The organism is Stenotrophomonas sp. FR010, assembly GCF_047520755.2.
GTDB lineage: Bacteria > Pseudomonadota > Gammaproteobacteria > Xanthomonadales > Xanthomonadaceae > Stenotrophomonas > Stenotrophomonas sepilia.
On sequence record NZ_JAXBQT020000003.1, the window covers coordinates 101050 to 127920 of the forward strand.

Here is a 26871-nt window from a genome sequence, read left to right on the forward strand (position 1 = left end):
GGCGGGAATCAAGTCGTTTGTGCACATACGACTTGATTCCCTCCGTCCCCTTTTCTCATCCACGCCGGGCGTGGATCTACCGTCCGCACCTCACTGAATGCTCAAGATACAGCCGGGCAATCGGTGGATGCGCTCGATGATCGACCTGCCACAGGTCGTATGCCGCCTGCATCGCCAGCCACATGCGGGCATTGCCCAGACCTGCAAGCTCAAGGCGGAATGCGAGTTCTGCGGAGATGCCAGCGTGCCCGTTGATGATCGTCGACAGCTGGCCGCGCGAATAGCCAAGATGCTGCGCCAACGCACTGATCGACATACTGATCGCCGGCAGGACATCTTCGCGCAGCGAGTCCCCGGGATGGGGCGGTTCATGCAACGGCATCGAGCAGACTCCTGGTGGTAATCAAGGTAATCGACCAGTTCAACGTCGAGCCCACGGAAGCGAAACACCAATCGCCAACTGGCCGAGACACTTACAGCCCAGTAACCGCTATAGCTCCCGCGCAGGGGGTGCAGGCGATTTCCGGGCAACGCCATGTCCCCAGGCAGGCGGGCCTGATCCAACTGCAGAAGCAAACGCCGCAACCGAGCCACATGGTCGGCACGCACTCCGGAAATGTCGCCCCGCTCATAGAGCGCCTTCAGGCCTTTATGCCTGATGCTGACGATCATGCGGCGCCAGTGTAAGGCATCACCTTACACCCCCGCAATCCACGATGGGTTTCTGCGCCGCGCTTCTTGTCCATGACTACTTCTGAGGGTGCCTCAGTAGGCCCTCCTTCTCGCAGAGAACGCAGGTCAGATGAAGAGGCCAACGCGACAGCAGCACCGCCGGGCGGAACAGGCCGGGCAAAGGAAAAGGGACGGCGGGAATCAAGTCGTTTGTGCACATACGACTTGATTCCCTCCGTCCCCTTTTTCTTCCGGCAACGAGAAAGGCCGGCTTGCGCCGGCCTTTCCTTCATCACTCCATGTCGCCGCTTACAGCGCCTTGGCAGCTTCCACCACGTGCGCCGTGGTGATGCCGAAGTGCTTGTACAGCTGGTCGGCCGGGGCCGAAGCACCGAAGGTGTCGATACCGATCACGGCACCGTCCAGGCCTACGAACTGGCGCCAGAAACCGGTGACGCCAGCTTCCACGGCCACGCGCTTGCGCACCGCGTTCGGCAGCACCGATTCACGGTAGGCCGCATCCTGGCGCAGGAACACGTCGGTGGACGGCATCGAGACCACGCGGGTCTTGATACCGGCCGCATCCAGCTGGGCCTTGGCTTCGGTAGCCAGCGAGACTTCCGAACCGGTGGCGATCAGGATCACGTCCGGGGTACCGGCGGCATCGGCCAGCACGTAACCGCCGCGCTCGATCTGCTTGATCTGCTCGGCGCTGCGCGGCTGGTGCGGCAGGTTCTGGCGGCTGAACACCAGGCAGCTCGGGCCGTCCTGGCGGGTGATCGCGGCCTTCCAGCTCACGGCCGACTCGACCGCATCGCACGGGCGCCACACGTCGTTGTTCGGGATGTAGCGCAGCGAGGCCAGGTGCTCCACCGGCTGGTGGGTCGGGCCGTCTTCGCCCAGGCCGATCGAATCGTGGGTGTAGACGTGGATGGCGTGGGCCGGAATCAGCGCGCTCATGCGCACGCCGTTGCGGGCGTAGTCGCTGAACACCAGGAAGGTGGCGTCGAACGGAATGAAGCCACCGTGCAGGGCCAGGCCATTGGCGATGGCGGTCATGCCGAACTCGCGCACGCCGTAGTACACGTAGTTGGCGTTGGCGTCGTCGCTGGCAACCGACGTGCTGCCCTTCCACAGGGTCAGGTTGGAGTGCGCCAGGTCGGCCGAGCCGCCGACGATTTCCGGCAGCAGCGGCGCATAGGCTTCGATGGCCAGCTGCGAGGCCTTGCGCGATGCAATCGTCGGGCCTTCAGCGGCCACCTGGGCGATGTAGGCATCGGCCTTGGCAACGAAGTCGGCTGGCAGCTCGCCGTGCGAGCGGCGGGTCAGCTCAGCCGCCTCCGCCGGATACTGGCTGGCGTACTTGTCGAACAGCTGTTCCCACTCGGCCTGGCGCAGGGTGCCGGCGCCATTGGCGCGCCAGCCGTCGTAGATCGCCTGCGGGATCTCGAACGGGCCGTATTCCCAGCCCAGCTGCTTGCGGGTGGCTTCCAGCTCGTCCTTGCCCAGCGGAGCACCGTGGCTGGATTCCTTGCCCGCCTTGTTCGGCGAACCGAAGCCGATGGTGGTGCGGCAGCAGATCAGGGTCGGCTTGTCGCTCTGCGACAGCGCGGCCTCGATGCCGGCCTTGATGCTGTCCGGGTCGTGGCCGTCAACATCGCGGATCACGTTCCAGCCATAGGCCTCGAAACGTTCCGGGGTGTTGTCGGTGAACCAGCCCTCGACGTTGCCGTCGATGGAGATGTGGTTGTTGTCCCAGAAGCAGACCAGCTTGTGCAGGCCCCAGGTGCCGGCCAGCGAGGCGGCTTCGTGCGACACGCCTTCCATCAGGCAGCCATCACCCATGAACACCCAGGTGCGGTGGTCGACCACTTCCAGCTCCGGGCGGTTGAAGCGCTGTGCCAGCAGCTTCTCGGCCAGGGCGAAGCCCACGGCATTGGCGAAACCCTGTCCCAGCGGACCGGTGGTGGTTTCCACGCCCGGGGTCTCGTGGCGCTCCGGATGGCCGGCGGTGTGGCTGCCCAGCTGGCGGAACAGCTTGAGCTGCTCGATCGGCAGGTCGTAACCGCTCAGGTGCAGCAGCGCGTACTGCAGCATCGAACCGTGGCCGTTGGACAGCACGAAACGGTCGCGGTTGAACCAGTGCGGGTTGCTCGGGTTATGGCGGAGGTAGTCGTTCCAGAGGACTTCGGCGATGTCGGCCATGCCCATGGGCATGCCGGGGTGGCCGGACTTTGCGGTTTCAACCGCATCGGCGGCGAGGAAGCGGATGGCGTTGGCCAACTGGCGACGGGTAGGCTGCGTCATGGTTCTGTCGGAATCGGGAGGCGGCCGCGGACGTGCGGGCGGCCTATTGTCCCACAGACGCGGGGCCGGGTTCAGGCGTAGGACCAGATCCCTTGCCAGTGAAAGGGATCTGGTCCCGCCAACCCCTTACTTGGGCGCGGCAGCCTCGATCACGCCACACATCGACTTCTTCTGGAAGTCCTCGCCAGTGGCGTAGGTGGCCGGGGTGGTCTTGGTCACGGTGATCTTGGAACCCTTGCCCTCGGCTTCAACCAGCACGTTCCACGGCAGGGTGGTCTGGCCACCATTGAACTGGACGTTCTGTTCCAGGGTCAGCATGCCCAGGTCCTTGTCCACGCTGGCGACCTTCAGGCCCGACTTCACGCCCTCGATCTGGATACGCTTGAGAGCGTCGGCCGGGGTAACGTTGGGCACCACGTCCCAGGTGGTGAAGGTGCGCCCGGCGAAGAAGCTGCCGGTCTTGGTGTAGTTGGTTTCACAGGCCTTCTGGGCACTGGCGTCGAAAGCCAGCAGGCCCAGGGCGGCGACCATCACGTACGAAATCCTCATTTCTGCTCCCTTTCGCACGGCGCCAATCCCGACGCCTTCCATGCGTCGGGATAGTATCCATGGCATTCAGGGCGCGTTCAATCGAGGGGCGTGCCCAGCGCCGGTCCGTCATGGGACTCGCCCTTGGCCACCAACGTGGTCAGAGCCAGGTCGCCGGTCACGTTCAGGGCGGTACGGCACATGTCCAGGAAGTGGTTCACGCCCAGGATCAGGCCGATGCCCAGCGGGTTCACACCGACCATCGCGCAGATCATCGCCACCACCGGCAGCGAGCCCGACGGCACGCCTGCCGTGCCGATGCCGCCGAGGATGCAGACCGCCATCACCATGATCTGCTGGCCAATGCTCAGGTCCACGCCGAAGAACTGGGCCAGGAAGATCACCGTCACGCCCTCGAACAGGGCAGTGCCGTTCTGGTTGGCGGTGGCACCCACGGTCAGCACGAAGCGCGACACGCGCTGCGGCAGGCCCATCTGGTCCGCCACGCGCAGTGCGGTCGGCAGGGTCGCGTTGCTGGAGGCGGTGGAGAACGCCATCACCGTCGCTTCCTGGGTATCGCGGAAGAACGACAGCGGCGAGCGGCCGGACAGCCATACGGCAGTACCGTAGGTCACGACCATGTGCAGGCCGAGCGCCAGCACCACCACGCCCACGTACGCGCCCAGGCGGATGATCAGCTCGAAGCCGAACAGCGCGGCCAGATTGAACATGAAGCAGGCCACTGCATACGGGGCCAGGCGGATGACCAGGTTGATCAGGGTCATCGAGATTTCGAACACGCCTTCGATGGCGCGGCGCAACGGGGCGACCTTCTCATTGTCGGTCAGCACCATGCCGATACCGAACATCAGCGCGAAGAACATCAGTGACAGGATCGCGCCATTGTCCGACGCGGCCTGCAGCACATTGCTCGGCACGATCGACAGCAGCATGTCCATGCCCTTCGGCGTGCCATGGATGCCAGCGACGATTTCCTTGCTGCGCTCGGCGTTCTCCGACAGCATCATCGCGGCGACCTGCGGATCCACGCCGGCGCCCGGCTTGAGCAGGTTGACCAGCACCAGGCCGATGCCCACGGCAATGCCGGACAGCAGCACGGTATAGGCCAGGGTCTTCCAGCCGATGCGGCCCAGGGCGCGGATGTCGCCCATCTCCGACACGCCCATGATCAGCGCCGAGAAGATCAGCGGCACGATCAGCATGAAGATCAGGTTGAGGAACAGGCCCGACGCCGGGGTGGTGACGTAGTCCATGACCCACTTGGCACCGGCCTGCAGACCATCGACGCTGCCGCCCAGGGCGTGCACGATCAGTCCCAGGATCAGGCCGATCGCAAAGCCGATGCCCATCTTCCAATGCAGGGGCAACTTCTTCTTGTCGGCAGCAGCTGCTGTCATGCGCGGGTTTCCTCGAAAAATGAATGCACTCTAACAAAGCGCGCAAGCGGCGCCGGTTCAGGTTCGCCGCGGTGGATACAGCGGCGCCAGGCCAGTGTCGGCGGCGCCGGTAGCCGCCGACCAGTGCGGTCCGTCACGGAAGACCTCACGCAGGCGCGCGCGCAACGGGGCCAGTTCGCCCTGCCCGCCCCAGCGCGCCTGCTGCAGGTCCAGCAACACCTGGCGCTGGGCCGGGTCATCCAGCCGGGCGATGACCTGCTCGATGCGTTTCACGCCGGCCATCGCACACAGCCGTGCCTCCACCTGGTCGAAGCCTTCACCATCCAGCGCACGGCGCAGTTCGGCCAAGCCGGCACGCCCGCTCACCACGGTCGGCACAGAGGGCGTGCCGGCTGCAGGCGCCGCCACACGCGGGCGTCGGCCTCGCTGCCAGCCCCACAACAGGGTCAGCAGCCACAGCAGCGCCAGGCCAATGGCCGCCGCCATCCATGGCCACGGTCGCTCGGACAGGCCGCTGGCGCGTGGATCGGTCGCGGCGATACGCGCATCCTGTCCATCGCTGCCGGGCAGCGCGGCAGCGGTGTCGATCGGTGGCAGCGCTGCCGGCGAGGCAGTGGCGGCGCCGGTACCGGCCGCAACGGCCAGCGTCAGGTCCGGCAGCTTCGCTTCCTGTGCCTTGCCGTTGCGCACATCCCACCAGGGCAGGCGTGGTCCCGGCACCACCAGCGAACCCGGCTGGCGCGGCACGATCGAATAGCGGCGGGTGATCTTCAGGCGCGGCGTGCTGCCGTTGAAGGTCTCTTCGTACTGTGCCGGTTCGGCGAACACCTGCGCGTTGGCGCCGACATCCGGCACCGGCAGGTCGGTGAACTGTGCTCGGGTCGCGCCTTCGGCAACCGCTTCGACCACCACGTTGGCTGCCTCGCCGGTACGGGCACTGGTGGGCGCGCTGGTGTAGCGCAGCTGCAGGCTCTGCAGGGGCAACCACGGCTGCGGCGCCTGTGCCGGCTGTGCCTGCACCTGCAACGTGCGGTCTGCGCCGGTGGCATTCATGCGGCCATCGCCGCCCCCGAAGAAGTCATCGAAGAAACCTCCGGCACTGCGCCCGCTGAAACGCGCACCGGACAGCCGCAACGCGCCGCTGCGCTCGGGGATCAGCAGGAAACGTCGTTCGACCACGTTGTAGCGGCGCCCGTTGACCTGGCGTACGTCGGTGCGGTCATCGCCCACCCGCTGCAACGACGCGCCCGCCGGGGTGTCCAGCACCAGCTCGCCGGAGGCCAGCTGCGAGGCGAAATACAAGCGCACCACCACGCCCACGCTCTGCTGCACGTACGGCGTATCGTCATCGACAACGGTCTCGATGAAGGCCATCGCATTGCTGTCAGGTCCGGCCACGGCGGCCGCATCGACCTGCAGCGTCAGCGGCGCGGTTCGCGCACTGCCCACCTGCAGGCCCGGTACCACCAGCGCACCGCTGCGCCGGGGGGTCAGCGCCACGCCATACAGGTTGCGCTGCTGCATGCTGCCATTGCTCCATTCCACCTGGCGGCTGCTGGTCTGGCCGCTCAGGTCGAAGTCGGTGCGCAATGGCGTGAAGTCGGGAGCGCCCTGATCGCTCTCGACATTGAGGGTGACCGTATCACCCATCGCGATGCGGTCGCGATCCAGCCAGGCGCGTGGCTGCCCCCAGGCCAGCAGCGGCAGCCACAGCAACAGCGCCGCCAGTACCGGCCGTGACCAGTGCCCGTGCATGTTGATCGCGCGCGTCATCGCCCTTCCCTCTTCCTGCGTTCGTTTTCCAGCTGGAACTTGGCCCGCAGCAACGCGCCCGGATCATCCGGCACACGCCGCATCCACGCTTCCACCGCCTGTTGCTCCTCGCGCTCGCGCGGCGTGAGGCCCTCAGCCCCCGGTACGGGTTTGCCGTCCTTGCCAGCCTCGCCTTCGCGTGCCTGCTGCATCGCCTGCTGCATGCGCTGGCGCTGCTGCTCATCGGCCTGGGCCTGTGCCTTGGCATCCTCCACCTGTGGTGGCGCCTGCTGGCCATCGCGGCCGCGCTCGCCGGGTCGTGGGCTCGACGGGTTCTTGTCGTCACCCGCCTTGGGCTGCCCCTGCTGGCCCGACGGCGGCTGGCCCTGGCCGGGATTCTGCTGGCCCTGCTGCGGCTTCTGGCCCTGCGGGTTCTGCTGGCCCGAGGTATCGTTCTGCTGCTTCTGCTGCCCGCTCTGCGGTGGCTTCTGCTGATCCTGGCCTTTGCCACCGGACTGCCTGCGCTTGCGCGCGGCATCGACCACGGCACGGTTGGCGACCGCATCGGCCATGCCGGGATGCAACGCCAGCGCGCGGTCGTAGGCGGCGATCGCTTCGTCGTAGTTGCCTTCGCGTGCCAGCGTGTTGCCCAGGTTGTACCAACCGGCATCGTTGTCGATGCCTTCGAAGCGTTTGCGTGCAGTGGTGAAGTCGCCGTTGCGGTAAGCCTGGACCCCCTCGGCCAGGCGCTGATGCTGCGCCTGGTCGCTACGCTTCCACAGCGTGCCCTGCGCGGGTTGCGAGGCCTGCGTCGCAGGTGCCTGCGCCTGCGCGTCATTCATCCATGGCACGAGGCCGACCGCGAGCACCGCGGCCAGCAGCGCACGACGGCGGAAGGCCAGCAATGCCAGCAGCATCACCGGCGGCAGCAGCCAGAAGCCTTCGTCACGCCACTGCTTGCCTTCGCCCGGCCGCTGCGCCGCCGTGCCTTCGCGCGCGTCGAGTACACCGAGCGCACGCAGATCGCTGTCATCGGCGGAGATGCGTGCATAGCGGCCGCCGCCGGCAGTGGCCACCGCGCGCAGGCTGCCCTCATCCAGGGCGGCCTGGCGGATCTGCCCGCTGCCATCGCGGTAGGCCGCACCGGCAGGCGTTCCCAGGCCCAGCACCGACACCTGAAGGCCCAGGCTGCGTGCCTGCGCTGCCGCCAGTGCAGCTTCACCATCCGCCTGGTCGCTGACCAGCAGGATCTGCCCCTGCAGCGCACCGATCTGCCGCATCAGCCGTGTTGCCCAGTCGATGCCGCGGTCGGCACGCTGGCCATCGCGTGGCATCACGTCCGGCGACAGCGCATCCAGATACAGCGCAACATTGCGGCCGTCATCAGTCAGCGGCGCCACGGTGTAGGCATCATCGGCATACACCACCAGGCCCACCTGCCCGCCCTGGCGCGCGCGCAGCAGCTCGCCTACTTTCGCGCGCGCCTGCAGCAGGCGCGACGGTGGCAGATCGGTTGCGCTGATCCGGCTGGACAGGTCCAGTACCACCAGCAGCGGTGCGCTGGCCTGGAACATCGGCTGCGCCTGCTGCCGCCAGCTCGGCCCGGCCATCGCCAGCGATGCCAGTGTCCAGCCCAGCAGCGGCGCCCATGGCAGGCGCACGCGACGCTTCGCACCGGTGGCCAGCAGATGTGGCAACAGATGTGCATCCACGGCCTGCCGCCACGCATCACTGCGTCGCTGCCGGTACAGCGCCAACGCGATGATCAGCGGCAGCGCCAGCAGCGCCCACAACCACTCGGGCCGCAGGAAGTGCAGCGCGTTCCAGTCGGGAAGATTCGAAGCAAACGCGATCATCGGCGACGCTCCGGCCACAGCCAGGCCAATGCGCCCAGCAGCAATGCCAGGCCCAACGGCCACGCATAGCGTTCCTCGCGAGGGCGCAGGCTCGGGCCCTTTGCGGCCACTGGCTCCAGGCGATCGAGCTCGGCGTAGATCCCGGCCAGCTGCGCGGTATCACGCGCGCGGAAGAACTGGCCGCCGGTCATGCTGGCGATCTTCTTCAGGGTGGCCTCATCGACCGGATCCTGGTCGGTGGAAATCGGAATGCCGAACAACCGCATGCTGCCATCGCCGCCAAATGCGACTGTGTGGATGCGCACGCCCTCGGCGCGCGCCACTTCCGCGGCGCGCAGCGGTTCCAGCACACCGGCATTGCTGACACCATCGGTCAGCAGGATCAGCACGCGCTGTCCCTCCGGCTGGGTACGCAGGCGCTTGACCGCCAGGCCGATGGCATCCCCGATGGCGGTCTCGCGCCCGGCCAGCCCGACCACGCTGTCGCGCAGCTGGTCGCGCACGCTGGCCAGGTCCGCAGTCAGCGGCGTGAGCGTGTAGGCGCGGTCACCGAAGATCAGCAGGCCAACCCGGTCGCCCGCACGACGATCCAGGAAGTCGGCAAGCACGGCCTTGGCTGCGGTCAGGCGATCGACCGCCTGGCCGCCCAGCATCATGTCGCCCTCGCCCATGCTGCCGGACACGTCCATCGCCAGCATCATCTGCCGCCCCTGCTGCGGGGGCGTGATGGCGTCACCCAGCTGCTGCGGTCGCGCCAGCGCGATGCACAGTGCACACCACCCCAGCCACAGCAGCAGCGTGCGCAGCCACGACACGTCGACGCGGCCACCACCGGACAGCGCTTCCAGCTCGGCGGCAGCGTAGGGGACGCGTAGTGCAGCACCCGGCGCTGCACGGCGCTTCCACCAGCGCATCAGCAACGGCATCGGGAGGGCCAGCAGGGCCAGCGGCCACGCCAGCTGCAGGTCCGGCCACGGCCAGTAACTTGCCAGCAGGTTCATCGGCGCCGCTCCAGCAGCATCGCCAGGTAGCGTTCGCGGGCCCAGCTGCGTACAGCGGCCACGTCGTTGCTGTCGACGCGCGGGCGATACGCGCCTTCGGCCAACAGGCTGCGACGTGCAGCGGGCAACGTGCCCTGCGGGTCCAGGCGTTGCCACCAGGCGTCATCGCGCAGTGATTCGCTGCCCGGCTTCGCATGGCGTGCGGCACGGCGCAGCAGTCCTGCGATGGCCGCCAGTTCGGCCGTAGCGTCGGGGGCGATTGCCAGTTCCTGATCGAACAGCTGCAACCAGCGCTGGCGGCGGCGGCGACGTCGCCACATCACCACGGCGATCACCAGCAGCACCAGCACGACCACCGCGCCAATCATCAGGTAACCAGGGGCTGGCGGCCACCATGACGGTGCTGGCGGCAGCTGCACATCGCGCAACGGCAGCGCGGCGCTCATGCCGGCACCTCGGTCGGCGACGGCGCCAGCCAGGCGTCGCTGGGCGCATCGGTGGACAGCACCTGTACGTCGACGCGGCGCGCGCCGAGCTGGCGCCGAAGTTCCTGCAGCGGCTCGACAAAGTGCGCCTGCCAGTGCGCCTGCACTTCGCTGCGGCGCAGGTCGAGACCGATGCGCTGCTGCGCGGTCTGGAACTGCAACGCCGCCGACGGTGGCCGCAGCTCCAGTGGATCGACCAGCAGCACCAGGCTGAGGTCGTGATGCTGGGCCAGCGCGCTCCAGCGCGCGGGCGGAATGCGGATGGCCTGCTGCGGATCGGCCAGCACCAGCATGCGTGCCCCCGGGCGCAGCACGCGACCGGCATGGTCCAGCGCGCGCTCCAGGCCCAGATCGTCGGCTGGCGGCTGTGCGTACCAGCGGGTCAGCGCGTCGAGCACGCGCAGCACGCCGCGTGGCCCACCTGCCGGAGCGATCGGCGCTTCGCGGTCGCTGCCACGCAATGCGCCCACGCGGTCGCCACGGCGCTGCGCCGACCACGCGGCAACAGCACCGGCGCGTGCGGCCTGCACCGATTTGAAGCGCACGCGGGTGCCGAAGTACAGCGCCGGCGAGGTATCGGCCACGATCAGGCTGACCCGTTCGCGTTCGGCCTGGAACAGTTTGGTATGGGCGCGACCGGTGCGCGCCGTCACACGCCAATCGATGTGGCGCGCGTCGTCGCCGGCCACGTATTCGCGCGACTCGGCGTACTCCATGCCGCGGCCGCGCAGCGGGGACGGTGCCTGGCCCGCGTTGCCGGTGCGGCCACGGCGCGGCGGCGGCGGACGCTGTGCCAGCCGGCGCAGCGCGACCAGTTCGGCCAGCTGCGGGCGCAGCCCGTCACCTTCGAGCGCAGACGGTGCCTGTTCCACGGATGGATCGGTCATGCGCAGGCTCAGGGTGCCGGCACCCGGGCCAGCAGCTCCTGCACCAGGCGCTCGCCGTCCCAGCCTTCGGCGGTGGCTTCATAGCTGGGCAGCACGCGATGGCGCAGCACGTCGGCGGCGACCGCGCGCACGTCGTCGGGCGTGACGAAGTCACGGCCAGCCAACCACGCCCGCGCGCGGGCGCAGCGTTCCAGTGCGATGGAACCGCGCGGGCTTGCCCCCCATGCGATGCGGCGGCCGAGGCCGGCGTCGTAGCGCGATGGATCACGCGAGGCCAGCACCAGTTCGATCAGGTAGCGCTCCAGTGCCGGTGCCATGTGCAGGTCCAGCACTTCGCGGCGGGCGTCGAACACGTCCTGCATCGGCATCTTGTCTGGCGCCGGCGCGGCCTCGCCCAATGCACCACGGGCACGCTCACGGGCCAGCCGCAGGATCTCCGATTCGGCGGCCTGGTCCGGGTAACCGATGCGCACATGCATCAGGAAGCGGTCCAGCTGCGCTTCCGGCAGCGGGAACGTGCCTTCCTGCTCGATCGGGTTCTGCGTGGCCATCACCAGGAACAGCGGCGGCAGCGCATAGGTATGGCGGCCAACCGTGACCTGGCGCTCGCCCATGGCTTCCAGCAGCGCCGACTGCACCTTGGCCGGCGCACGGTTGATCTCGTCGGCCAGCAGGATCGGGTGGAAGATCGGGCCAGGCACGAACTCGAAGCGGCCCTCCTGAGGGCGCCAGATCTCGGTGCCGGTGAGGTCGGCCGGCAGCAGGTCGGGGGTGAACTGCACGCGGGCAAAGTCTGCTTCCAGGCGCGAGGCCAGTGCACGGATCGCCGTGGTCTTGGCCAGGCCCGGCGCGCCCTCCACCAGCAGGTGGCCGTCGGCCAGCAACGCGATCAGCAGGCGTTCGACCAGGGCCGCCTGGCCGACGATCTCGGTCGACAACGCATCGCGCAGCTGGGTGAATGCCGCATGCAGGCGGGAGGTTGCCGGCGCGGGCGGCGGCGAGACAGTTTCGGGCATCGGCGGTGGCAGGTTCATGGGGGCCTTTGACCGGCGCAGGACGGCACGGGTTCCCGACATCATCGCAGGGTGCCTTGCGATTGGCATCAAGAACGGCTGAACAGCGCATCCGCGCATGGCGTGGATCTACCGGCGGAAACGAGGAAGGGCCGCACAGGGCGGCCCTTCTTCGAAGACTTCGGAGCGGTGGCTCAGTTCTGCTTGGCCACGCGCAGCACCTTCGGGGTGACGAACACCAGCAGTTCGGCCTTGTCCTTGTTGCGGCCGCGCTTCTTGAACAGGTTGCCCAGGAACGGCACGTCGCCCAGGAACGGCACCTTGCTGATGCTGTTGCGATCGGTGAACTCGTAGACACCACCGATCACCACGGTCTGCCCGTCCTCGACCAGCACCGCGGTATTGACTTCGCGGCGGTTGATCGACGGCACCGTGCCGTAGCCCTCCAGCTGGATCAGCTGGTCGACTTCGTCCTTCTTCACCTGCATGTTGAGGAACACGCGGTTGTCGTTGGTGATGGTCGGAGTGACCTTCAGCTCCAGCACCACTTCCTTGAACTGCACGTTCGGCGTCGCCACGCCGCCAGCGGTACCACCACTGATCGTGACATAACCGATCTCCTTGCCCTGCTTGATCATCGCTTCGCGCTGGTTGGTGGTGACCACGCGCGGGTTGGAGATCACCTCGCCTCGCGATTCCTGCTGCATGGCCGACAGTTCCACGTCCAGCAGGTAGCCGGCATTGAGGATCGACAGTGCCAGCGAACCCGGGTTGCTGGCGGCGGCCACCGGCAGGTTCCAGTTCAGGCCACGGGTGATCGCCGAGCCGGACTTCACCGGCGGCGGGCCGACCCGGCCACCGGCTTCCCAGTCACGCTCGGCCTTGGCGTTGGCCAGGTCGGTCGTCACCTGCGACTCACGGGTCTTGGCGTTGGCATCCAGGCTGCCGCTGAAGTACACGTTGTCGCGGCTGCCGCTGACACCGAACTTCGCACCCAGTTCGCGGGCGAAGGTATCGGTGGCGATGACGATGCGGCTTTCGATCAGCACCTGGTCGACCGGGCGGTCGATCACGTTGATCAGCTCGCGCATGCGCGCGATCTTCTTCGGGATGTCGCTGATCATCAGCGTGTTGGTGCGCTCGTCGGCCACGATGCGGCCGCGCGAGGACAGGAAGCCACTGTCCTCCTGCGACGAGCTGCCCGAACCACCGCCGCTGCCACCACCACCACTGCCACCGATGCCCTTGGCCTCGGTCAGCGCTTTGAAGATCTGCGTGGCGCTGTGGTAGTTGATCTGGATGTAGTCGGTCTGCAGGTCTTCGCGGTTCTCGATGGCGATGCGCGCGTCTTCCTTCTCCTGCTCGAACTTGGCCAGTTCGGCCTGCGGCGCCACCCAGATCACGCTGCCGTCGCGACGCTTGTCCAGGCCCTTCGCACGCAGCACGATGTCCAGCGCCTGGTCCCACGGCACATTGACCAGCCGCAGGGTCACATTGCCCTGCACCGAGTCGGACGCAACCACGTTCAGGTTGGACTCCTCGGCGATCAACTGCAGCACGGTGCGCACCGGCACGTCCTGGAAGTTGAAGGTCACCGGCTTGCCAGTGAAACCGCGCTGGCCGACGGCCTTGGCCGCCTGGGTGACGCTGCCGGCAGTGACCGCGCCGACGGCGGCCGGGGCCTGCCGCGGGCTGATCTCGACCACGTACTCATTGCCGCTCTGGTAGGCCAGCGACTCCACGGCCCCCCCGGTGCTCAGCACCAGCTGGGTACCGGCACCGGACGGTTTGGCGTCGATGCGCTGTACCGGCGTGGCGAAGTCGGTGACGTTCATCGGCTTCTGCAGGTTGGCCGGCAGTCGGGCATTGCCGACGTCGACCACGACGCTGTTGCCCTGCGTGCGCAGGTCAGGGATCGCGCCCTGCCCGTCGAACTGCACGATCAGGCGCCCGGCGCCGTCATCGCCACGCTTGAAATCGATCTTGGCCACCGACAGGCCTGCCGGCGCAGCGGCCGGTGCCACGGTGGCGCCCACCGGCTTTTCCGCCGGTGCGGCAGCCAGCGCCGGAGCGCAGGCCAGCATCAGCGCGACTCCCAGCGCGCTGACACGGTTCAAGGTAGAGCGCCGGATGGGACGCAGCCCCTTGGCTTGGTGAAAGGTCATCGTGCTATCCCCAGTAAACGATCATTGATCTTCAAGCGAGAGCGTTGCCGGCCGTTCCAGCCAGCCACCCGCGCCATCCGGCACCAGTTCGATCAGCTCCACGCGGTCTTCGAAGACCGCCGTGACCCGCCCGTCGCTCTGCCCCAGGTAACCGCCCGGGCGAACCCGGTAGGTGACCTTGTCCGGCCCCATCACCAGCGCCACGGTGCCTGCACCGGTACCGATGGTGCCGACCATGTCCAGCGCATCCAGCGGGAAGCCTTCCAACGGCTCCTTGCGCCGGTTCGGGTCCGGTCGCAATCCGCCGTTCCCCTGCTGCGGATTGGTCCAGGCATCGGTGAACGGATCGCGCATGCCCTGCGCGGAGTATTCAAAGGTCTCGAACTGCTGCATCACCGGCAGCGGCTCCAGCGGTTGCGCCGGTCGCGCGCGCTCGCCTTCCACCCACTTCTCAAGGTTCGGTGCGTCGCCGGGCGTGCTGGTCACGCCACGGCCGCAACCGGCCAGCAGCAGTACAGCCAGCACCATCGCACCACGTACGGTCTGCGCGCGCATCACTTCTTGCCCTCCTTGCCAGCGTCGGCCGCCTGCTGCGCCTGCACTTCGGTCTCGTCCAGGTAACGGTAGGTCTTGACCGTACCGGACAGTTCCAGTGCACCGCTGCGGACGTTGCCGCCGGTCTTTTCCTTGGGCTTGAGGTTGATGTCATGCATGGTCAGGATCACCACCCGCGGCAACGAGGCCACGCCACTGACGAATGCGCCGAACTGGTGGTAACTGCCCACCATGCGCAGCTTGATCGGCTTCTCGGCGTAGAACTCCTTGATCTGCTCCTGCTCCGGCTCGAACAGCTCGTTGGTCAGGCCGCTGGACAGCGCGGTCTGCGAGATGTCGATGATCAGGTCGGGCATTTCGGTCTTGCTCGGCAGCTGCCGCAGCATCTGCTGCAGCACCTGCTCCATCTGCGCCAGCTGCTGCTTCAGCGGCCCCAGGTTCACCGCGCGTTCCTGCTGCTTGGTGAACTCGGCGCGCAGCTCGACTTCCTTCGATTCCAGGCCGGCCAGTTCTTCGCGCTTGCCGCTGATCAGCAGCATCCACGCCACGAACATGATGACCAGCGCCAGCAACGAGCAGAAGACGATCTTGGCCTTCTGCGGCCAGTTGCCGATGTCGTTGAAATCCAGGTTCTTGATATCGATCTTCTGGCTCATGCGCGGTCCCCCTGCAGCAGCGCATTGAAGGCCTGCGGCGGCTGCGCCAGGCGGCTGCCCTCAGGCTTCGGGGCAGGTGCCGGGGCCGGCGCGGCGGCCGGAGCGGCCGGTTGGTTCGGCTTGGCCGGAGTGGCCGGCGGTGCAGCGGCCGGTGCGGCGGGAGCCGCTGCCGGCTGGCCCGCTGCCGGAGCCGCAGGCGTCGCGGCATCCGGACCTGCGGCCAACGGAGCCACCGGTGCCGGCGGAGCCGTCGCCACCGACCCATCGGCGTTCAGGCCCGGCGTCGCCGAGACCTCTTCGCTCTGTGCCGGCAGTTTCACCTTGACCACGAACACGTAGGGCAGCGCCTTGATGTCGGCCAGCGGACCGACCTTGCCATCCTTGTCCTTCTCCGGGTCACGCGCTTCGATGATCGACAGCTCCGGATTGGTCATCCAGCCGGAGGTCTCCAGGTTGCGCATGTAGGCCGAAACGCGGGCGTTGGACTGGGTGCGGCCTTCCAGCGTCAGCACATCCCCTTCCTGCTTCAGCGCGGTCAGCACCACGCCATCGGGAATGGTGCGTACCAGCGCGTCGAACAGGTGGACCATCTGCGAGCGCTTGGCCTGCAGTTCCTCGATCACCTTCTTGCGGGCCAGCAGGCGTTCCTTCTGCGCGTCGAGGCGATCGATCTCCTTGTTCTGTTCCTTGACCTTCTCGATCTCGGCTTCCAGATAGGCGTTGCGGTCCATCTGGCCGCTCACCTGGCGGTCGTAATAGAACCAGATCATCAGCGACAACAGCAGGCCACCGACAGCGGCCATGCCCAGCATTGCGTAGAACTCGCGCTGGCGTTGCTTGCGCCGCTCGGCGCGCCAGGGCAATAGATTGATGCGTGCCATCAGTCGAAGCTCCTCAGCGCCAGACCGGTCGCGATCATCAGCGCGGGGGCATCCTGGGCCAACGCATGCGCGTTCACCTTCGGCCCCAGGGTCATCTGCGCCAGCGGGTTGGCGACCACGGTCGGCACGCCCAGCTGTTCCTCGACCATCTCCGGCAGGCCACCGAGCACGGCGCAGCCGCCGGCCAGCACGATGTGGTCGACGCGGTTGAATTCGCTGCCTGCATAGAAGAACTGCAGCAGGCGGCTGATCTGCTGGACCGTGGCTTCCTTGAACGGCTCCAGCACTTCCATCTCGTAGCTTTCCGGCAGGCCGCCCTGGCGCTTGGCCAGCCCGGCTTCCTCGTAGCTCAGGCCATAGCGGCGCATGATCTCGTCGGTCAGCTGCTTGCCACCGAACACCTGCTCGCGGCTGTAAAGACTACGGCCGCCGCGCAGGACATTGAGGGTGGTCATGGTGGCGCCGATGTCGACCAGCGCAACCACGCCGTCGATGGACACCGGCAGCTCGCTGGCGACCAGGGCGTAGGCGTTCTCGACCGCGAAGGCCTCAACGTCCATCACCTTGGCCTGCAGGCCACCGAGCTCCAGTGCGGACTGGCGCAGCTCGACATTCTCCGAACGCGACGCGGCCAGCAGCACCTGGACCATCTCCGGGTTGTTCGGGATCGACCCGATCACCTCGAAGTCCAGGTTCACTTCCTCGATCGGATACGGAATGTAGTTGACCGCTTCCAGCTCGATCTGGGCTTCCATGTCGTTTTCGTCGAGATCGGCCGGCATCGGGATCACCTTGGTGATCACCGCCGACCCCGCGACGGCGGCAGCGGCCAACTTGGCCTTACTGCCTGAACGGTTCATCGCCCGGCGGATGGCCTCACCGACGGCCTCCACTTCGACGATGTTCTTCTCCACCACCGCATTCGGTGGAAGAGGTTCCACAGCGTAATGTTCCACGCGGAAACGATTGCCGCTGCGGGACAGCTGCAAAAGCTTTACCGCAGTCGAACTGATGTCGACGCCTACAAGCGGCGACTGACTTTTTGGGATGAGCCCCACGGTTTCTCCCCTGCCGACGGGCACTTGGACGCAAGACCTGCGTCCGAGCATTAATAACGTATTCTTAGCAAATGGCAACGGCCCTGCTGTGAAATCCCTCACGGATTCACCATGCAGCCCCTGACTGTTCCCCTTGCGCTCCCCGGTGCCGACCCCAGCCGCCACCTTGCGTAATCTATACTCTGCGACCACGAAATTCGCAATCGGAATCTGAACCCGATGACTCGACTCCGCCGCTGGCTGCGCTGGATCTTCCTGATTGTCCTGGTCCTGGCGCTGATCGGCGCGGCCGCCGTGGGCGGTCTGTACTATGCCGTTTCCTGCAAGCTTCCCGACGTGCAGACCCTGCGCGACGTGGAAATGCAGGAGCCGATGTACGTCTACGCTGCCGACGGCAAGCTGATGGCGGTGTTCGGCGAGACCCGGCGCACCCCGGTCACCATGAAGGACGTGCCCGAGCGGCTGAAGCAGGCCTTCCTGGCCACCGAGGACGCCCGCTTCTACGAACATGGCGGCGTGGACTACATGGGCATCGGCCGTGCGGTCTGGCTGCTGGCCACCACCAACGACAAGCGCGTGCCGGGTGGCTCCACCATCACCCAGCAGGTCGCCCGCCAGTTCTTCCTCAGCTCCGAGTACAGCTACACCCGCAAGCTGGCCGAGATCCTGCTGGCGCGCAAGATCGAGTCCGAGCTGAGCAAGGACGAGATCTTCGAGCTGTACCTGAACAAGAGTTTCTTCGGCAACCGCGCCTACGGCGTGGCCGCTGCCGCCGAGTTCTATTACGGCAAGAAGCTGAACGAGCTGGACCTGGACGAGATGGCCTCGCTGGCCGGTATCCCCAAGTTCCCGTCGTCGGGCAACCCGATCTCCAACCCGGAACGTGCCCGCCAGCGCCGCGACAATTACGTGCTGCAGCGCATGGCCGACCTGAAGTTCGTCAGCCAGGCCGAAGCCGACGCGGCCAAGGCCGTGCCGATGCACGCCACCGCGCATGAGCCGCCGGTGCAGGTCGATGCACCCTACGTGGCCGAGCTGGTGCGCCAGGAAATGATCGCCCGCTTCGGCGGCGACGTGGTCAACAAGGGCTACCACGTCACCACCACGATCGACTCCACCCTGCAGACCGCCGCCAACCTGGCCGTCCGTGATGGCCTGCTGCTGTACGACCACCGCCACGGTTGGCACGGCGTGGAGAAGCAGGTGCAGCTGGGCGCCGGCGACGATACCGCCGCGCTGGCCGAGCACCTGCGCGGCATGTACGGCCAGGCCGGCCTGCTGCCGGCAATCGTCGCCAGCACCGCGGCCGATGGCAGCGCCACGGTGGTGCTGGCCAACCGCACCGAGATCGTGCTGCCGGCCGGCGCCGCCAAGTGGACCAACAAGACCCCGGGCAAGCTGGTGCAGCGCGGCGACATCGTGCGCGTACGCGCCGGTGCCAAGGACGGGGAGTGGCTGCTGGACCAGATCCCGCGCGGCCAGTCCGCGCTGGTCTCGCTGGATGCTCACAGCGGCGCGCTGAAGGCGCTGGTGGGTGGCTTCAGCTTCTCCGGCAACAAGTTCAACCGCGCCACCCAGGCCCGCCGCCAGCCGGGTTCGAGCTTCAAGCCGTTCGTCTACGCGGCCGCCTTCGACAAGGGCTACAACCCGGCCTCGATCGTGCTCGACGCCCCGGTCGTGTTCCGCGATCGCCGCGGCAAGACCTGGGCCCCGCAGAACGATGGCGGCGGCTTCCGCGGCCCGATGCGCCTGCGTGAAGCGCTGGTGCAGTCGCGCAACCTGGTCTCGGTACGCCTGCTTGATGGCATGGGCGTGGACTACGCGCGCAAGTACATCAGCGAGTTTGGCTTTGCCGAATCGGAGCTGCCGCCGAACCTGTCGATGTCGCTGGGCACTGCATCGCTGACCCCGCTGTCGGTGGCGCGTGGCTACGCGGTGTTCGCCAATGGCGGCTCGCGCGTGGATACCTGGCTGATCGACCAGGTCAATGACCGCGACGGCAACCTGGTGTTCAAGGAAAACCCGGCGCTGGCCTGCCGCGACTGCGCCGGCAGCAGCGATCAGCCGGTCAACCAGGTGGTGGATGGCTTCAACTTCGGCGCCCCGGCCCCGAAGGTGGACCCGGCCGCTGCGGCCAAGGCCGAAGCCAAGACCGAAACTGCCGCCGCTCCGGCCAACCCGGATGCCCGCACCGCTCCGCGCGCGATCGACGCCCGCACCGCCTACCAGCTGGTGTCGATGATGCGCGACGTGGTCCAGCGCGGTACCGGTGTGCAGGCCAAGGTGCTCGGCCGCGAGGACGTGGGCGGCAAGACCGGCTCCACCAACGACCATCGTGACGCCTGGTTCTCCGGCTTCGGCGGCCCGTACGTGACCACCGTGTGGGTGGGCCGCGACGACTTCCGCTCGCTGGGTTACCGCGAGTACGGTGGCAAGGCGGCGCTGCCGATCTGGATCGACTACATGCGCACCGCGCTGAAGGACACCCCGATCGCGCAGAACGAGCCGCCCAGCGGCATGGTCCAGGCCACGCTCAACGGCGCGACCGAGTGGGTGAAGGTGGAAGACATGGATCGCCTGACCGACTACGACCTGAACCTCAATACGCCGCAGGCCGACGCCGCCGCGTTCGATATCTTCTGAGGAAGGGTGCAGTGGGTGCCAACCGTGGGTTGGCACCGATGCGACTGTAGAGCCGAGCCCATGCTCGGCTCCGGGCCCCGCGTAGAGCAGCCGAGCGTGGGCTCGGCTCTGCATCCCCTCCGTGAAATACCTACGCGGATGTCACATCCGTGCGCTAGTCTGTAGCCAGGTCGCAACAGGAGTCATCGCATGCATCGCGCCCGTCAGCATGCTGCCAGCCAGACCCGCGAGCGGCGCCACCGCCTCGCCCACGAAGCCGCCCGCCTGATGGCTGAAGGCGGCATCCGCGACTACCACCAGGCCAAGTTGAAGGCCGCCAGCCGGCTCGGCATCCACGACGATGCCTCCCTGCCGCGCAACACCGAGATCGAAGACGCCTTGCGCGAGTACCAGCGGCTGTTCGCCGGGCCCCAGCACGGCAATGAACTGCAGCGCCGCCGCGAGGCTGCGATGCGCGCGCTGGAGTTCCTGCACGGCTTCGCCCCACGGCTGGCCGGCCCGGTACTGGAAGGCACCGCCGATGCCAACAGCCCGGTGCAGCTTCACCTGCACAGCGACGACCCGGAAGCCGTGCATCGCTTCCTGGACGAGCACGGCATTCCCGCCGAATCGCGGACGCGCCGGCTGCGCATGGACCGCGAACGCAGCCTGGACGTGCCGGTGTGGGTGTTCAGTGCCGAGGAGCTGACCTTTGACCTGGCCGTGCTGCCGTACGATGCGCTGCGCCAGGCGCCGCTGTCGCCGGTGGATGAGAAGCCGATGCGACGCGCGTCTGTCGCACAGCTGCGGCAGCTGCTGGCCGAAGCGGAGATCACCGCGTATATCGGCGGGTGACAGCTGCGCGGGTTCTGGTGGGTGCGGACCGTTGGTCCGCACGGTGCATCAGGCGTGCGGACACCTGGCCTAAGAGCAGCCGAGCATGGCTCGGCTCTACAGAAAGCGCGCTACCTGCTTCCTTCTTCTGGTGGGTGCGGACCGTTGGTCCTCACGGTGCTTCAGGCATCCGGATAGCTGACCGAAGAGCAGCCGAGCATGGCTCGGCTCTACAGGAGGTGCGTTGCCCTACCAGACATCATGGTGTTGCTCCTCCGTTTCATCGCCAAGCAGGCGCATCAGCCAGGGGGCTCCCGCCCGCTGCGGGTACGCCATCATCATCCGCGCGTGCATGTTCTGCAGATCGCCCAACAACCAGGTCTGGTTGTAGACATCGCCGAACGGATCGGACCACGCCGTCTGTATCCGCGCGCGCTCACCGCCGTTGAGGTTGGGCATCCTGTCCAGCGGGATCTCCAGTACCGGCTCCAGCGCCCGGTTGATGGCCGCGTTCTCCGCCTCCGCCGCACGCATGAGTTCCAGCCGATGGCTCACCTGCCAGCACGGGAAAGGGAAGCAGCTTCCCGTGGCATCGATGTACGTCGCGATGTCGGCCAGCATGTGAGCCTTCAGCTGCCACACCACCGCACTGTCCAGCAGCTGCCGCACCCGCAGTGTGCGCAGCGTGCCGGCGCGGACATCCTCCGGGGTGGTGAACGGCTCGCCCGGGGTTGGGCCGCCATGCCGCACCAGCACGATGCGATGGATCGCCTCCTGGGTGATGTTCTCCACGCGCAGCGCGGCGGCCTCCGGATGCACGCGCGGCGGCGGCACACTCGATACCCGCCAGGTGTACCAGGCCGCCAAGCCCACACCCGCCACGCACAGCAGGGCGAACAGCAGCCAGCGGTCCAGATTGCGGGTGTAGTAGTAAAAACGTGCCCGCCACAGATAGAACGTGCGGTAGCTGATGAACCGGCTTACCCATCGATACATTGCCATTTCCTCGGCAAGAGCCCCGGCGCGGCGGGGCGGATTACGCGCGTCGCGCCGGGGCGTCATGGCTTACCAGCCGATGCCCACGCCGACACCCATGCTGCGTTCGCCACTGTTGGTGAACGCACCATTGAGACTGAAGGTGGCCGAGCCCTTCTCGTTGAGCACGCGCTGGTAGCCCACGGCCATCGCCGACTCACCCTCGCTGTAGCCCACGCCCGCACCCAAGCGGTTGTAGGTGGCCAGGCCCGCGGTGTTCATCGCCATCGCGGTCTGTGCGCTGCTCATGGCCGCCATGCGGTTGAAGCGCTTGTCCATCTTGTCCAGGCGACGTTCGAAGGTGCTGATCGCCCCATCGGTGTACTCGTTGGCGCGTGCCAGCATCTTCTCCAGTTCAGCGGTATCGACCTGCGGCTTCGGGGTGTCCTCCTTCTTCGTCTTCGGCTGAGGCGCGGGCTTCTCACCCTCGCCTGCCGACGCCACCTGCTGGCCGCCTTCGGCCTGCGGCACCGGCGCTTCCGGTTCGGGCACTGAAGCCACCGCCATTGCCTGCGGCTGCGGCGCATCGATGCGCTCTTCCAGGCCATCGATACGGCCGTTGAGCTGCTGCTGCATCGAATGCAGCTGGCCACCATTGACCGCATCGCGGCTGCCGGCGGCAATCAGGCCATTGGCCACGTTGGAGATGACCATGCCGTGGGTTCCGGCGAGGGTGAGCTGGTTGAGACCGTCGGCGCGGACCGAGGGCGTGTCCTGGAACACGCTGCGCAGCTGCGACTCGACGTGGTTTACGCGCGAGGTGGTGCTGACCACTGCGCCGTCGAGCGCTTCCAATGCACCATTGAGCGTGGGCTGGGACTGGCCCTGCACGGTGAAGCTGGGGCCGACGATGTTGCCGTTGGCATCGACTTCGCCGCCGAGCGCGGACAGCGCGCCGCGCAGCTGGCCGACGGTGACGGCGTTGTGGTTGGCGGTGCCGTTGGCGATGTTTATGAGGCGGCGATAAGTAGTTGCACTTCCAAATGAAACCACTCCGGCCTCATTCGCCTGAGAGCCTTCGCCTATTGCCAGCGAACCATTCGCTCCTTTACCCACTTTTGCTCCAGCACCGATAGCAATGCCTCCTCGTGCACCACCTCCGGCAATGCCTACCTCCGCTCCAGTACCTAGCGCAAATCCGCTATCGGAATCCTCATGCACGACCGAAGCGCGACCAAGGGCTATGGAATTTCTGCCCAGTGCCTTCGCATGGGTTCCCACTGCAGTTCCTCCATCGTTGCCGGTCTTAGCGAAGTTCCCAATTGCAAGACCAACCGGTCCAGCCTGAGCAGGACCATAGCCTGGAGCGGCCCCCACACTGACGTACTGGCTGATGCCTTCCATGGCCGAAACACGGCTGTTGGTCTCATAGAGCTGGCTGCCCCGCACAACATCCGAGCTGTCAGCCGACAGCTTAGCCTCGGCCACTCCAGTCAAACGCGCACCGCCAAAATCGATCGGGCCGCTCGTATCCAATCCACGCATGGCCCGCTCGCCCATCTCCCTCTCCTTGCGCATCGCCTCCAGATCATTTCGATTCTGCGAGATCTTCTGCTCCGCGGCGTACAGCTGATTGCCGGTTACGGCATCACGGCTTCCTGGCGCCACCCGACCGTCAGCCAGATTGGTCAACACCATGCCGTTCGCGCCACTCAGCGCGATCTGGCTCCTGCCATCGCCACGGGCCGAGGGTGAATCCTGGAAGATCGAGTTGAGCTGGCCTTCCACCATGTCCGCACGGCGGCCTGCGGTGGTGACAGCTCCATCGAGCGCCATCAGCGCGTCCTGCACGGTGTTCTGCGTACCACCCTGCACCGAATAGGTCGGGGCAATGATGTTGCCGTTGGCGTCCATCCCTGCGCTGCCACCGAGGGTGGCAAGGGAGCCCTTCAGCTGAGAGACGGTCGTGGCGTTGTGATCAGCGGTGCCGCGGGCAAGATTTGTAATTCGACGTTTGAGACTGTCATTGCCAACAGAAACAGTGTCGCTCTCAGCCACAACGGAACCAGCGCCGAGAGCAACGCCCCCATCTGCACCAGCCTCAACTTCCGAACCGGCGCCAATCGCAATTCCGTCAGTTGCAGCCACATAGGCGCCCGCGCCAAGTGCAAATCCGGCAACCGCTCCGGCTTCCACGCTGGCCGCGCGCCCAAGGGCAACGGAGTTCCTGGCGAGTGCGCCAGCGAATGCACCCAAGGCGACCCCTCCTTCGGAATCGACTGATGCCACAGCACCGTTGCCTATCGCCACCCCGAACTCACCGGCGCGTGCTGAGGCCGCACCAGCTTCATTGCCTGCCCCAAAGAGACGGCTCTTCTCCTCGAGCACTGCTATCTTCAGATTGGAAGAGAACAACTGCCCGCCGTTCACCGCATCACTGCTGCCCGCACCAACGTCTGCGTCGGCAATTCCAGTGATCTTACGATTAGTGCCCAAGCTGTTACGCACATCCAACACCGTTCCGCTGTTCTTCTCACCCAGACGGACATTGCCGTTGGCGGCGATCTGGCTGACCAGTCCTTCCAGAGCGGTGGTGCTGACCAGCGCCTTGGCAGCATCTGCCTTCGCAACCGTTGCATCCGCCTGCGCGGCCGTAGCCGCTTTCTCCACGGCAGCGACCTGCACGTTGGTGGCATTGAGCTGCTTGCCGTTCACAGCCTCGTTGCTGCTGTCATCCAAGTCGCCATCCGCCACACCGGCAACCTTTCGGCTGGCGTTGGCGCTGTTGCGCACGTCCAGTACGGTGCCGCTGTTCTTCCCGCCCAGGCGGACATTGCCGGTGGCGCCTGTCTGGGAGACCAGGCCGGCGAGCGCGGTCGTCTCGGTCAGCGCCTTGGCGGCGTCGGCCTTGGCCGCGTTGGCCGCCGTCTGCGCGCTCGTGGCCGTGCTCTGGGCAGCGGATAGGGCCTGGTTGGTCGCGAACAGCTGATTGCCGGTGATCGCGTCGGTGCTGCCATTGCTGACCACGCCATCGGCAATGTACTGGATCTTGCGCTTGAGCGTAGCGCTGCCCACCGAAACGGAGTTGACCGACGCCGTGACAGAGCCGGCACCCAGTGCCACCGCATTGTCATGGCGGGCGTTGGCCCGATCACCCAGTGCCACGGCACTGGTATTGGCCGATACCGCAAGATTGCCCAGCGCGGTGGCGAACTGCGCCTTGGCCTCGCTGCCACGCCCCAGCGCCGTGGACTGCTTTGCCGTGGCTTTGCTCAGGTACCCGATTGCAGTGGCATGTTCGGCGGCCGCATTGGCGTCACCGCCTACGGCAATGGAGAAGTTTCCGCTGGCAATGGCCCGGAATCCGGTCGCGACCGCGCCGTTCGCGCTGCGCGTGTTTGCACCGATGGAAACGCCGGCATTCTGGCCGGTCACTCGATTGCCCTCCGCATCGACGCCGGCCAGCGCATCGAATCCGAGTGCGACACTGCGGCCGTTGTAGGCCTTGGCATTGTTGCCGATGGCGGTGCTGATGCCGTAGCTGCCCGATTCTGCGACCGCGCCCTTGCCCAGTGCCAGGGTAGTGGCATCGATGCGATTGGTGGCGGACTGCGCAAGCGTCCGAACCGCTGTCAGATCATTCTTCATGGTGCCGACGTTTGCTTCGACCGCACCCAGCTTGCTGTTGGTCGCGTACAACTGTTTGCCCGTGACGGCGTCGGTACTGGCTGCGGTGATCCGCCCATCGGCTACGTTGACGATCCGCCGCTTCTCCTTGTCGCTGCCGACGGAGACGGTGTTCACTTCACTGGCAAGGGAATTTGCACCGATCGCCACTGAATTCTCGCTCTGCGAGAGCGATCCGCTACCGATGGCGATCGAGTTCTGCCGTGTGGCCGAGGCTTTGTTTCCGAACGCGGTAGAGCCGATGCCCTTGCCATAGGCGTTGGCACCGACCACCGTACTGTGCCCCAGCTGGGCACTGGCGTTGTAGCCCACGGCAACGCTGTCTACGCCGTTGATGTTGGCCTTGTGGCCCAATGCCGCGTTGTAGTTGCCAATGATCTGGGCCTTGGGACCAAAGGTAGCGTTCCAGGAGCCGTCGTTGTACGAACCTCCCCCCATGATCAGATAGTCCTTGGAGGTGGAGATCTTTGCATTGGCAGAGGTTTTTCCATCCTCACTTTGTCCTGACATGGGCACGCAATAGACGTCCGCCTTGTCCCAATCGAAGGGCGAACATCCCCAGTACATGCTGCCCGCGTTCGCGGAAATGGAGCCGGCCGCAGACATCGATAGTGGAATGACTAGTAGCCGGAGTCTTCTCGGCGATGAGGAACACTGCCTTGCGACAGCCAGCTCGCTCGCTACCACCCAGCACTGGCGTGCAGCATTCCAGATACGTCGATAGATTCGATTCATGGTCTTTCTCCTTAGCAGTTTACGGAAAAGACATCCCGCGCCATGCGCGGGACGCAGGGAGGGGGTCAACTGGACTGGATGGCCACGTCCTGGACGTGCTCGCGATAGCCGTCCTGGCTGAGCCGGTAGCGCAGGCGCAGCGAATTGCCCGGCTGCGGCTGGAACGGCAGGGTGAAATCGGCATCCGGATACAGGCTGTGCGAGAGGTCGTGCGGCGTGCAGACGCCGGCCGCCGTGCATTCGGCCGCATGCACAATGCCCACGCGTAGCGTGCCGCTGTTGTGCAGCGTGTTGCCGCGCACACTCAGGCTGACCACACCGTCGGTGGGCACCACGTTCACCAGCGCGCCCCACACCAGGCTGACGCCGACGTCGGCGTGCGCAGCGTCTTCGCTGCTTTCCAGTTCAGTGCCTTCCGGACCGCGCACGCCTTCGAAGTACACGCGGTATGCGGTTTCCTTCTGCACCGGCTGCAGGGGGATCAGCCGGATCAGGCGATTGCCACCGCCTGACAGCGCGAACTTGCCCGGCGTAATGGCAATGGCCGAATCGGCGACCTCGATATCCTGCTCCTGTTCGCGGGGCGTTGCCGGGTTGTCGATGCGGCGCAGGCTGGCCTGTACATACTGCGGGCGGGTGGACTGCGAGTAGACGCGGATCTGCGCACCGCGCTTGGCATCCATCGCGGTTCGCATGGGATGGATGGACAGGTTGGCGTGTGCTGATGGCGCAAGCAGCGCACTCAACGGCAGCATCCAGACGATCAGTTTGTTCATGGCAGGCT

20 protein-coding genes and 1 pseudogene are annotated in these 26871 nt (G+C 66.5%); 2 read left to right on the forward strand and 19 right to left on the reverse strand.

Features of this window, described 5'->3' with window-relative positions:
• Positions 1-76: 76 nt before the first annotated feature.
• The 16 genes and pseudogenes from ACM0PK_RS04105 to ACM0PK_RS04180 form a co-directional block, all read right to left on the reverse strand.
• Positions 77-382, reverse strand: a complete 306-nt coding sequence (locus tag ACM0PK_RS04105; RefSeq protein ID WP_414607394.1) for a HigA family addiction module antitoxin — start codon at positions 380-382, stop codon at positions 77-79.
• 26 nt (positions 383-408) lie between these two features.
• Positions 409-672: pseudogene (locus tag ACM0PK_RS04110) on the reverse strand (type II toxin-antitoxin system RelE/ParE family toxin); the annotation flags it as partial.
• A gap of 309 nt (positions 673-981) precedes the next feature.
• Positions 982-2979: a transketolase gene (tkt, locus tag ACM0PK_RS04115; protein ID WP_414607395.1), complete on the reverse strand. Its 1998-nt coding sequence runs from the start codon at positions 2977-2979 to the stop codon at positions 982-984.
• 126 nt (positions 2980-3105) lie between these two features.
• Complete coding sequence (locus ACM0PK_RS04120) at positions 3106-3528, reverse strand: hypothetical protein (RefSeq protein WP_227837915.1); 423 nt, start codon at positions 3526-3528, stop codon at positions 3106-3108.
• 77 nt (positions 3529-3605) lie between these two features.
• Positions 3606-4925, reverse strand: a complete 1320-nt coding sequence (locus ACM0PK_RS04125) for a dicarboxylate/amino acid:cation symporter (RefSeq protein ID WP_065185312.1) — start codon at positions 4923-4925, stop codon at positions 3606-3608.
• 57 nt (positions 4926-4982) lie between these two features.
• Complete coding sequence (locus ACM0PK_RS04130) at positions 4983-6698, reverse strand: BatD family protein (RefSeq protein ID WP_414607396.1); 1716 nt, start codon at positions 6696-6698, stop codon at positions 4983-4985.
• Positions 6695-8533 carry a tetratricopeptide repeat protein gene (locus tag ACM0PK_RS04135; protein ID WP_414607397.1) on the reverse strand — a complete coding sequence of 613 codons (1839 nt, stop codon included), beginning with the start codon at positions 8531-8533 and terminating at the stop codon, positions 6695-6697. Before ACM0PK_RS04135 ends, ACM0PK_RS04130 begins: the two co-directional genes overlap by 4 nt.
• Positions 8530-9534: a vWA domain-containing protein gene (locus ACM0PK_RS04140; RefSeq protein WP_414607398.1), complete on the reverse strand. Its 1005-nt coding sequence runs from the start codon at positions 9532-9534 to the stop codon at positions 8530-8532. Before ACM0PK_RS04140 ends, ACM0PK_RS04135 begins: the two co-directional genes overlap by 4 nt.
• Positions 9531-9980 (reverse strand): DUF4381 family protein, encoded by a 450-nt coding sequence (locus tag ACM0PK_RS04145; RefSeq protein WP_134972766.1) that lies wholly within the window; start codon positions 9978-9980, stop codon positions 9531-9533. The genes ACM0PK_RS04140 and ACM0PK_RS04145 overlap by 4 nt, the downstream gene beginning before the upstream one ends.
• Positions 9977-10906, reverse strand: a complete 930-nt coding sequence (locus ACM0PK_RS04150; RefSeq protein ID WP_095379233.1) for a DUF58 domain-containing protein — start codon at positions 10904-10906, stop codon at positions 9977-9979. Before ACM0PK_RS04150 ends, ACM0PK_RS04145 begins: the two co-directional genes overlap by 4 nt.
• Before the next feature lie 8 nt (positions 10907-10914).
• Positions 10915-11940 carry an AAA family ATPase gene (locus tag ACM0PK_RS04155; protein WP_005418911.1) on the reverse strand — a complete coding sequence of 342 codons (1026 nt, stop codon included), beginning with the start codon at positions 11938-11940 and terminating at the stop codon, positions 10915-10917.
• A gap of 173 nt (positions 11941-12113) precedes the next feature.
• Positions 12114-14084 (reverse strand): type IV pilus secretin PilQ, encoded by a 1971-nt coding sequence (locus ACM0PK_RS04160; protein WP_065185316.1) that lies wholly within the window; start codon positions 14082-14084, stop codon positions 12114-12116.
• Positions 14085-14105: 21 nt separating this feature from the next.
• Positions 14106-14639, reverse strand: coding sequence for a pilus assembly protein PilP (locus ACM0PK_RS04165; protein ID WP_005418914.1), 534 nt, complete (start codon positions 14637-14639; stop codon positions 14106-14108).
• Positions 14639-15295 carry a type IV pilus inner membrane component PilO gene (locus ACM0PK_RS04170; protein WP_057493352.1) on the reverse strand — a complete coding sequence of 219 codons (657 nt, stop codon included), beginning with the start codon at positions 15293-15295 and terminating at the stop codon, positions 14639-14641. The genes ACM0PK_RS04165 and ACM0PK_RS04170 overlap by 1 nt, the downstream gene beginning before the upstream one ends.
• A complete protein-coding gene (locus ACM0PK_RS04175) occupies positions 15292-16176 on the reverse strand; it encodes a PilN domain-containing protein (RefSeq protein ID WP_065185317.1) in 885 nt (294 codons plus the stop codon). Before ACM0PK_RS04175 ends, ACM0PK_RS04170 begins: the two co-directional genes overlap by 4 nt.
• Complete coding sequence (locus ACM0PK_RS04180) at positions 16176-17234, reverse strand: pilus assembly protein PilM (protein ID WP_014038321.1); 1059 nt, start codon at positions 17232-17234, stop codon at positions 16176-16178. The genes ACM0PK_RS04175 and ACM0PK_RS04180 overlap by 1 nt, the downstream gene beginning before the upstream one ends.
• Before the next feature lie 219 nt (positions 17235-17453).
• Between ACM0PK_RS04180 and ACM0PK_RS04185 the strand changes: the two genes are divergently transcribed.
• Together ACM0PK_RS04185 and ACM0PK_RS04190 are read left to right on the forward strand one after the other, a co-directional pair.
• Positions 17454-19877 carry a penicillin-binding protein 1A gene (locus tag ACM0PK_RS04185; protein ID WP_414607399.1) on the forward strand — a complete coding sequence of 808 codons (2424 nt, stop codon included), beginning with the start codon at positions 17454-17456 and terminating at the stop codon, positions 19875-19877.
• A gap of 189 nt (positions 19878-20066) precedes the next feature.
• The gene (locus tag ACM0PK_RS04190) at positions 20067-20711 is read left to right on the forward strand and encodes a hypothetical protein (protein WP_049411389.1); all 645 of its coding nucleotides are present in this window, start codon (positions 20067-20069) and stop codon (positions 20709-20711) included.
• Positions 20712-20939: 228 nt separating this feature from the next.
• On the opposite strand, the gene ACM0PK_RS04195 is transcribed toward ACM0PK_RS04190, so the two are convergent.
• The 3 genes from ACM0PK_RS04195 to ACM0PK_RS04205 all read right to left on the reverse strand — a co-directional run bounded on the left by ACM0PK_RS04195 (position 20940) and on the right by ACM0PK_RS04205 (position 26863).
• Positions 20940-21686 carry a hypothetical protein gene (locus ACM0PK_RS04195; protein ID WP_329844342.1) on the reverse strand — a complete coding sequence of 249 codons (747 nt, stop codon included), beginning with the start codon at positions 21684-21686 and terminating at the stop codon, positions 20940-20942.
• A 69-nt stretch (positions 21687-21755) separates the two neighbouring features.
• The gene (locus ACM0PK_RS04200; protein ID WP_414607400.1) at positions 21756-26087 is read right to left on the reverse strand and encodes an ESPR-type extended signal peptide-containing protein; all 4332 of its coding nucleotides are present in this window, start codon (positions 26085-26087) and stop codon (positions 21756-21758) included.
• A gap of 65 nt (positions 26088-26152) precedes the next feature.
• Positions 26153-26863: a pilus assembly protein gene (locus ACM0PK_RS04205; RefSeq protein ID WP_111128210.1), complete on the reverse strand. Its 711-nt coding sequence runs from the start codon at positions 26861-26863 to the stop codon at positions 26153-26155.
• Between the last annotated feature and the right edge of the window lie 8 nt (positions 26864-26871).

Bases quoted from the DNA above. Each gene is read 5' to 3' on its own strand.
- ACM0PK_RS04145 (WP_134972766.1), bottom strand. From the start codon at position 9,980: ATGAGCGCCGCGCTGCCGTTGCGCGATGTGCAGCTGCCGCCAGCACCG.
- ACM0PK_RS04140 (WP_414607398.1), bottom strand. From the start codon at position 9,534: ATGAACCTGCTGGCAAGTTACTGGCCGTGGCCGGACCTGCAGCTGGCG.
- ACM0PK_RS04125 (WP_065185312.1), bottom strand. From the start codon at position 4,925: ATGACAGCAGCTGCTGCCGACAAGAAGAAGTTGCCCCTGCATTGGAAG.
- ACM0PK_RS04150 (WP_095379233.1), bottom strand. From the start codon at position 10,906: ATGACCGATCCATCCGTGGAACAGGCACCGTCTGCGCTCGAAGGTGAC.
- ACM0PK_RS04195 (WP_329844342.1), bottom strand. From the start codon at position 21,686: ATGTATCGATGGGTAAGCCGGTTCATCAGCTACCGCACGTTCTATCTG.
- tkt (WP_414607395.1), bottom strand. From the start codon at position 2,979: ATGACGCAGCCTACCCGTCGCCAGTTGGCCAACGCCATCCGCTTCCTC.
- ACM0PK_RS04120 (WP_227837915.1), bottom strand. From the start codon at position 3,528: ATGAGGATTTCGTACGTGATGGTCGCCGCCCTGGGCCTGCTGGCTTTC.
- ACM0PK_RS04160 (WP_065185316.1), bottom strand. From the start codon at position 14,084: ATGACCTTTCACCAAGCCAAGGGGCTGCGTCCCATCCGGCGCTCTACC.
- ACM0PK_RS04190 (WP_049411389.1), top strand. From the start codon at position 20,067: ATGCATCGCGCCCGTCAGCATGCTGCCAGCCAGACCCGCGAGCGGCGC.
- ACM0PK_RS04185 (WP_414607399.1), top strand. From the start codon at position 17,454: ATGACTCGACTCCGCCGCTGGCTGCGCTGGATCTTCCTGATTGTCCTG.
- ACM0PK_RS04175 (WP_065185317.1), bottom strand. From the start codon at position 16,176: ATGGCACGCATCAATCTATTGCCCTGGCGCGCCGAGCGGCGCAAGCAA.
- ACM0PK_RS04165 (WP_005418914.1), bottom strand. From the start codon at position 14,639: ATGCGCGCGCAGACCGTACGTGGTGCGATGGTGCTGGCTGTACTGCTG.
- ACM0PK_RS04205 (WP_111128210.1), bottom strand. From the start codon at position 26,863: ATGAACAAACTGATCGTCTGGATGCTGCCGTTGAGTGCGCTGCTTGCG.
- ACM0PK_RS04135 (WP_414607397.1), bottom strand. From the start codon at position 8,533: ATGATCGCGTTTGCTTCGAATCTTCCCGACTGGAACGCGCTGCACTTC.
- ACM0PK_RS04155 (WP_005418911.1), bottom strand. From the start codon at position 11,940: ATGAACCTGCCACCGCCGATGCCCGAAACTGTCTCGCCGCCGCCCGCG.
- ACM0PK_RS04130 (WP_414607396.1), bottom strand. From the start codon at position 6,698: ATGACGCGCGCGATCAACATGCACGGGCACTGGTCACGGCCGGTACTG.
- ACM0PK_RS04170 (WP_057493352.1), bottom strand. From the start codon at position 15,295: ATGAGCCAGAAGATCGATATCAAGAACCTGGATTTCAACGACATCGGC.
- ACM0PK_RS04105 (WP_414607394.1), bottom strand. From the start codon at position 382: ATGCCGTTGCATGAACCGCCCCATCCCGGGGACTCGCTGCGCGAAGAT.
- ACM0PK_RS04200 (WP_414607400.1), bottom strand. From the start codon at position 26,087: ATGAATCGAATCTATCGACGTATCTGGAATGCTGCACGCCAGTGCTGG.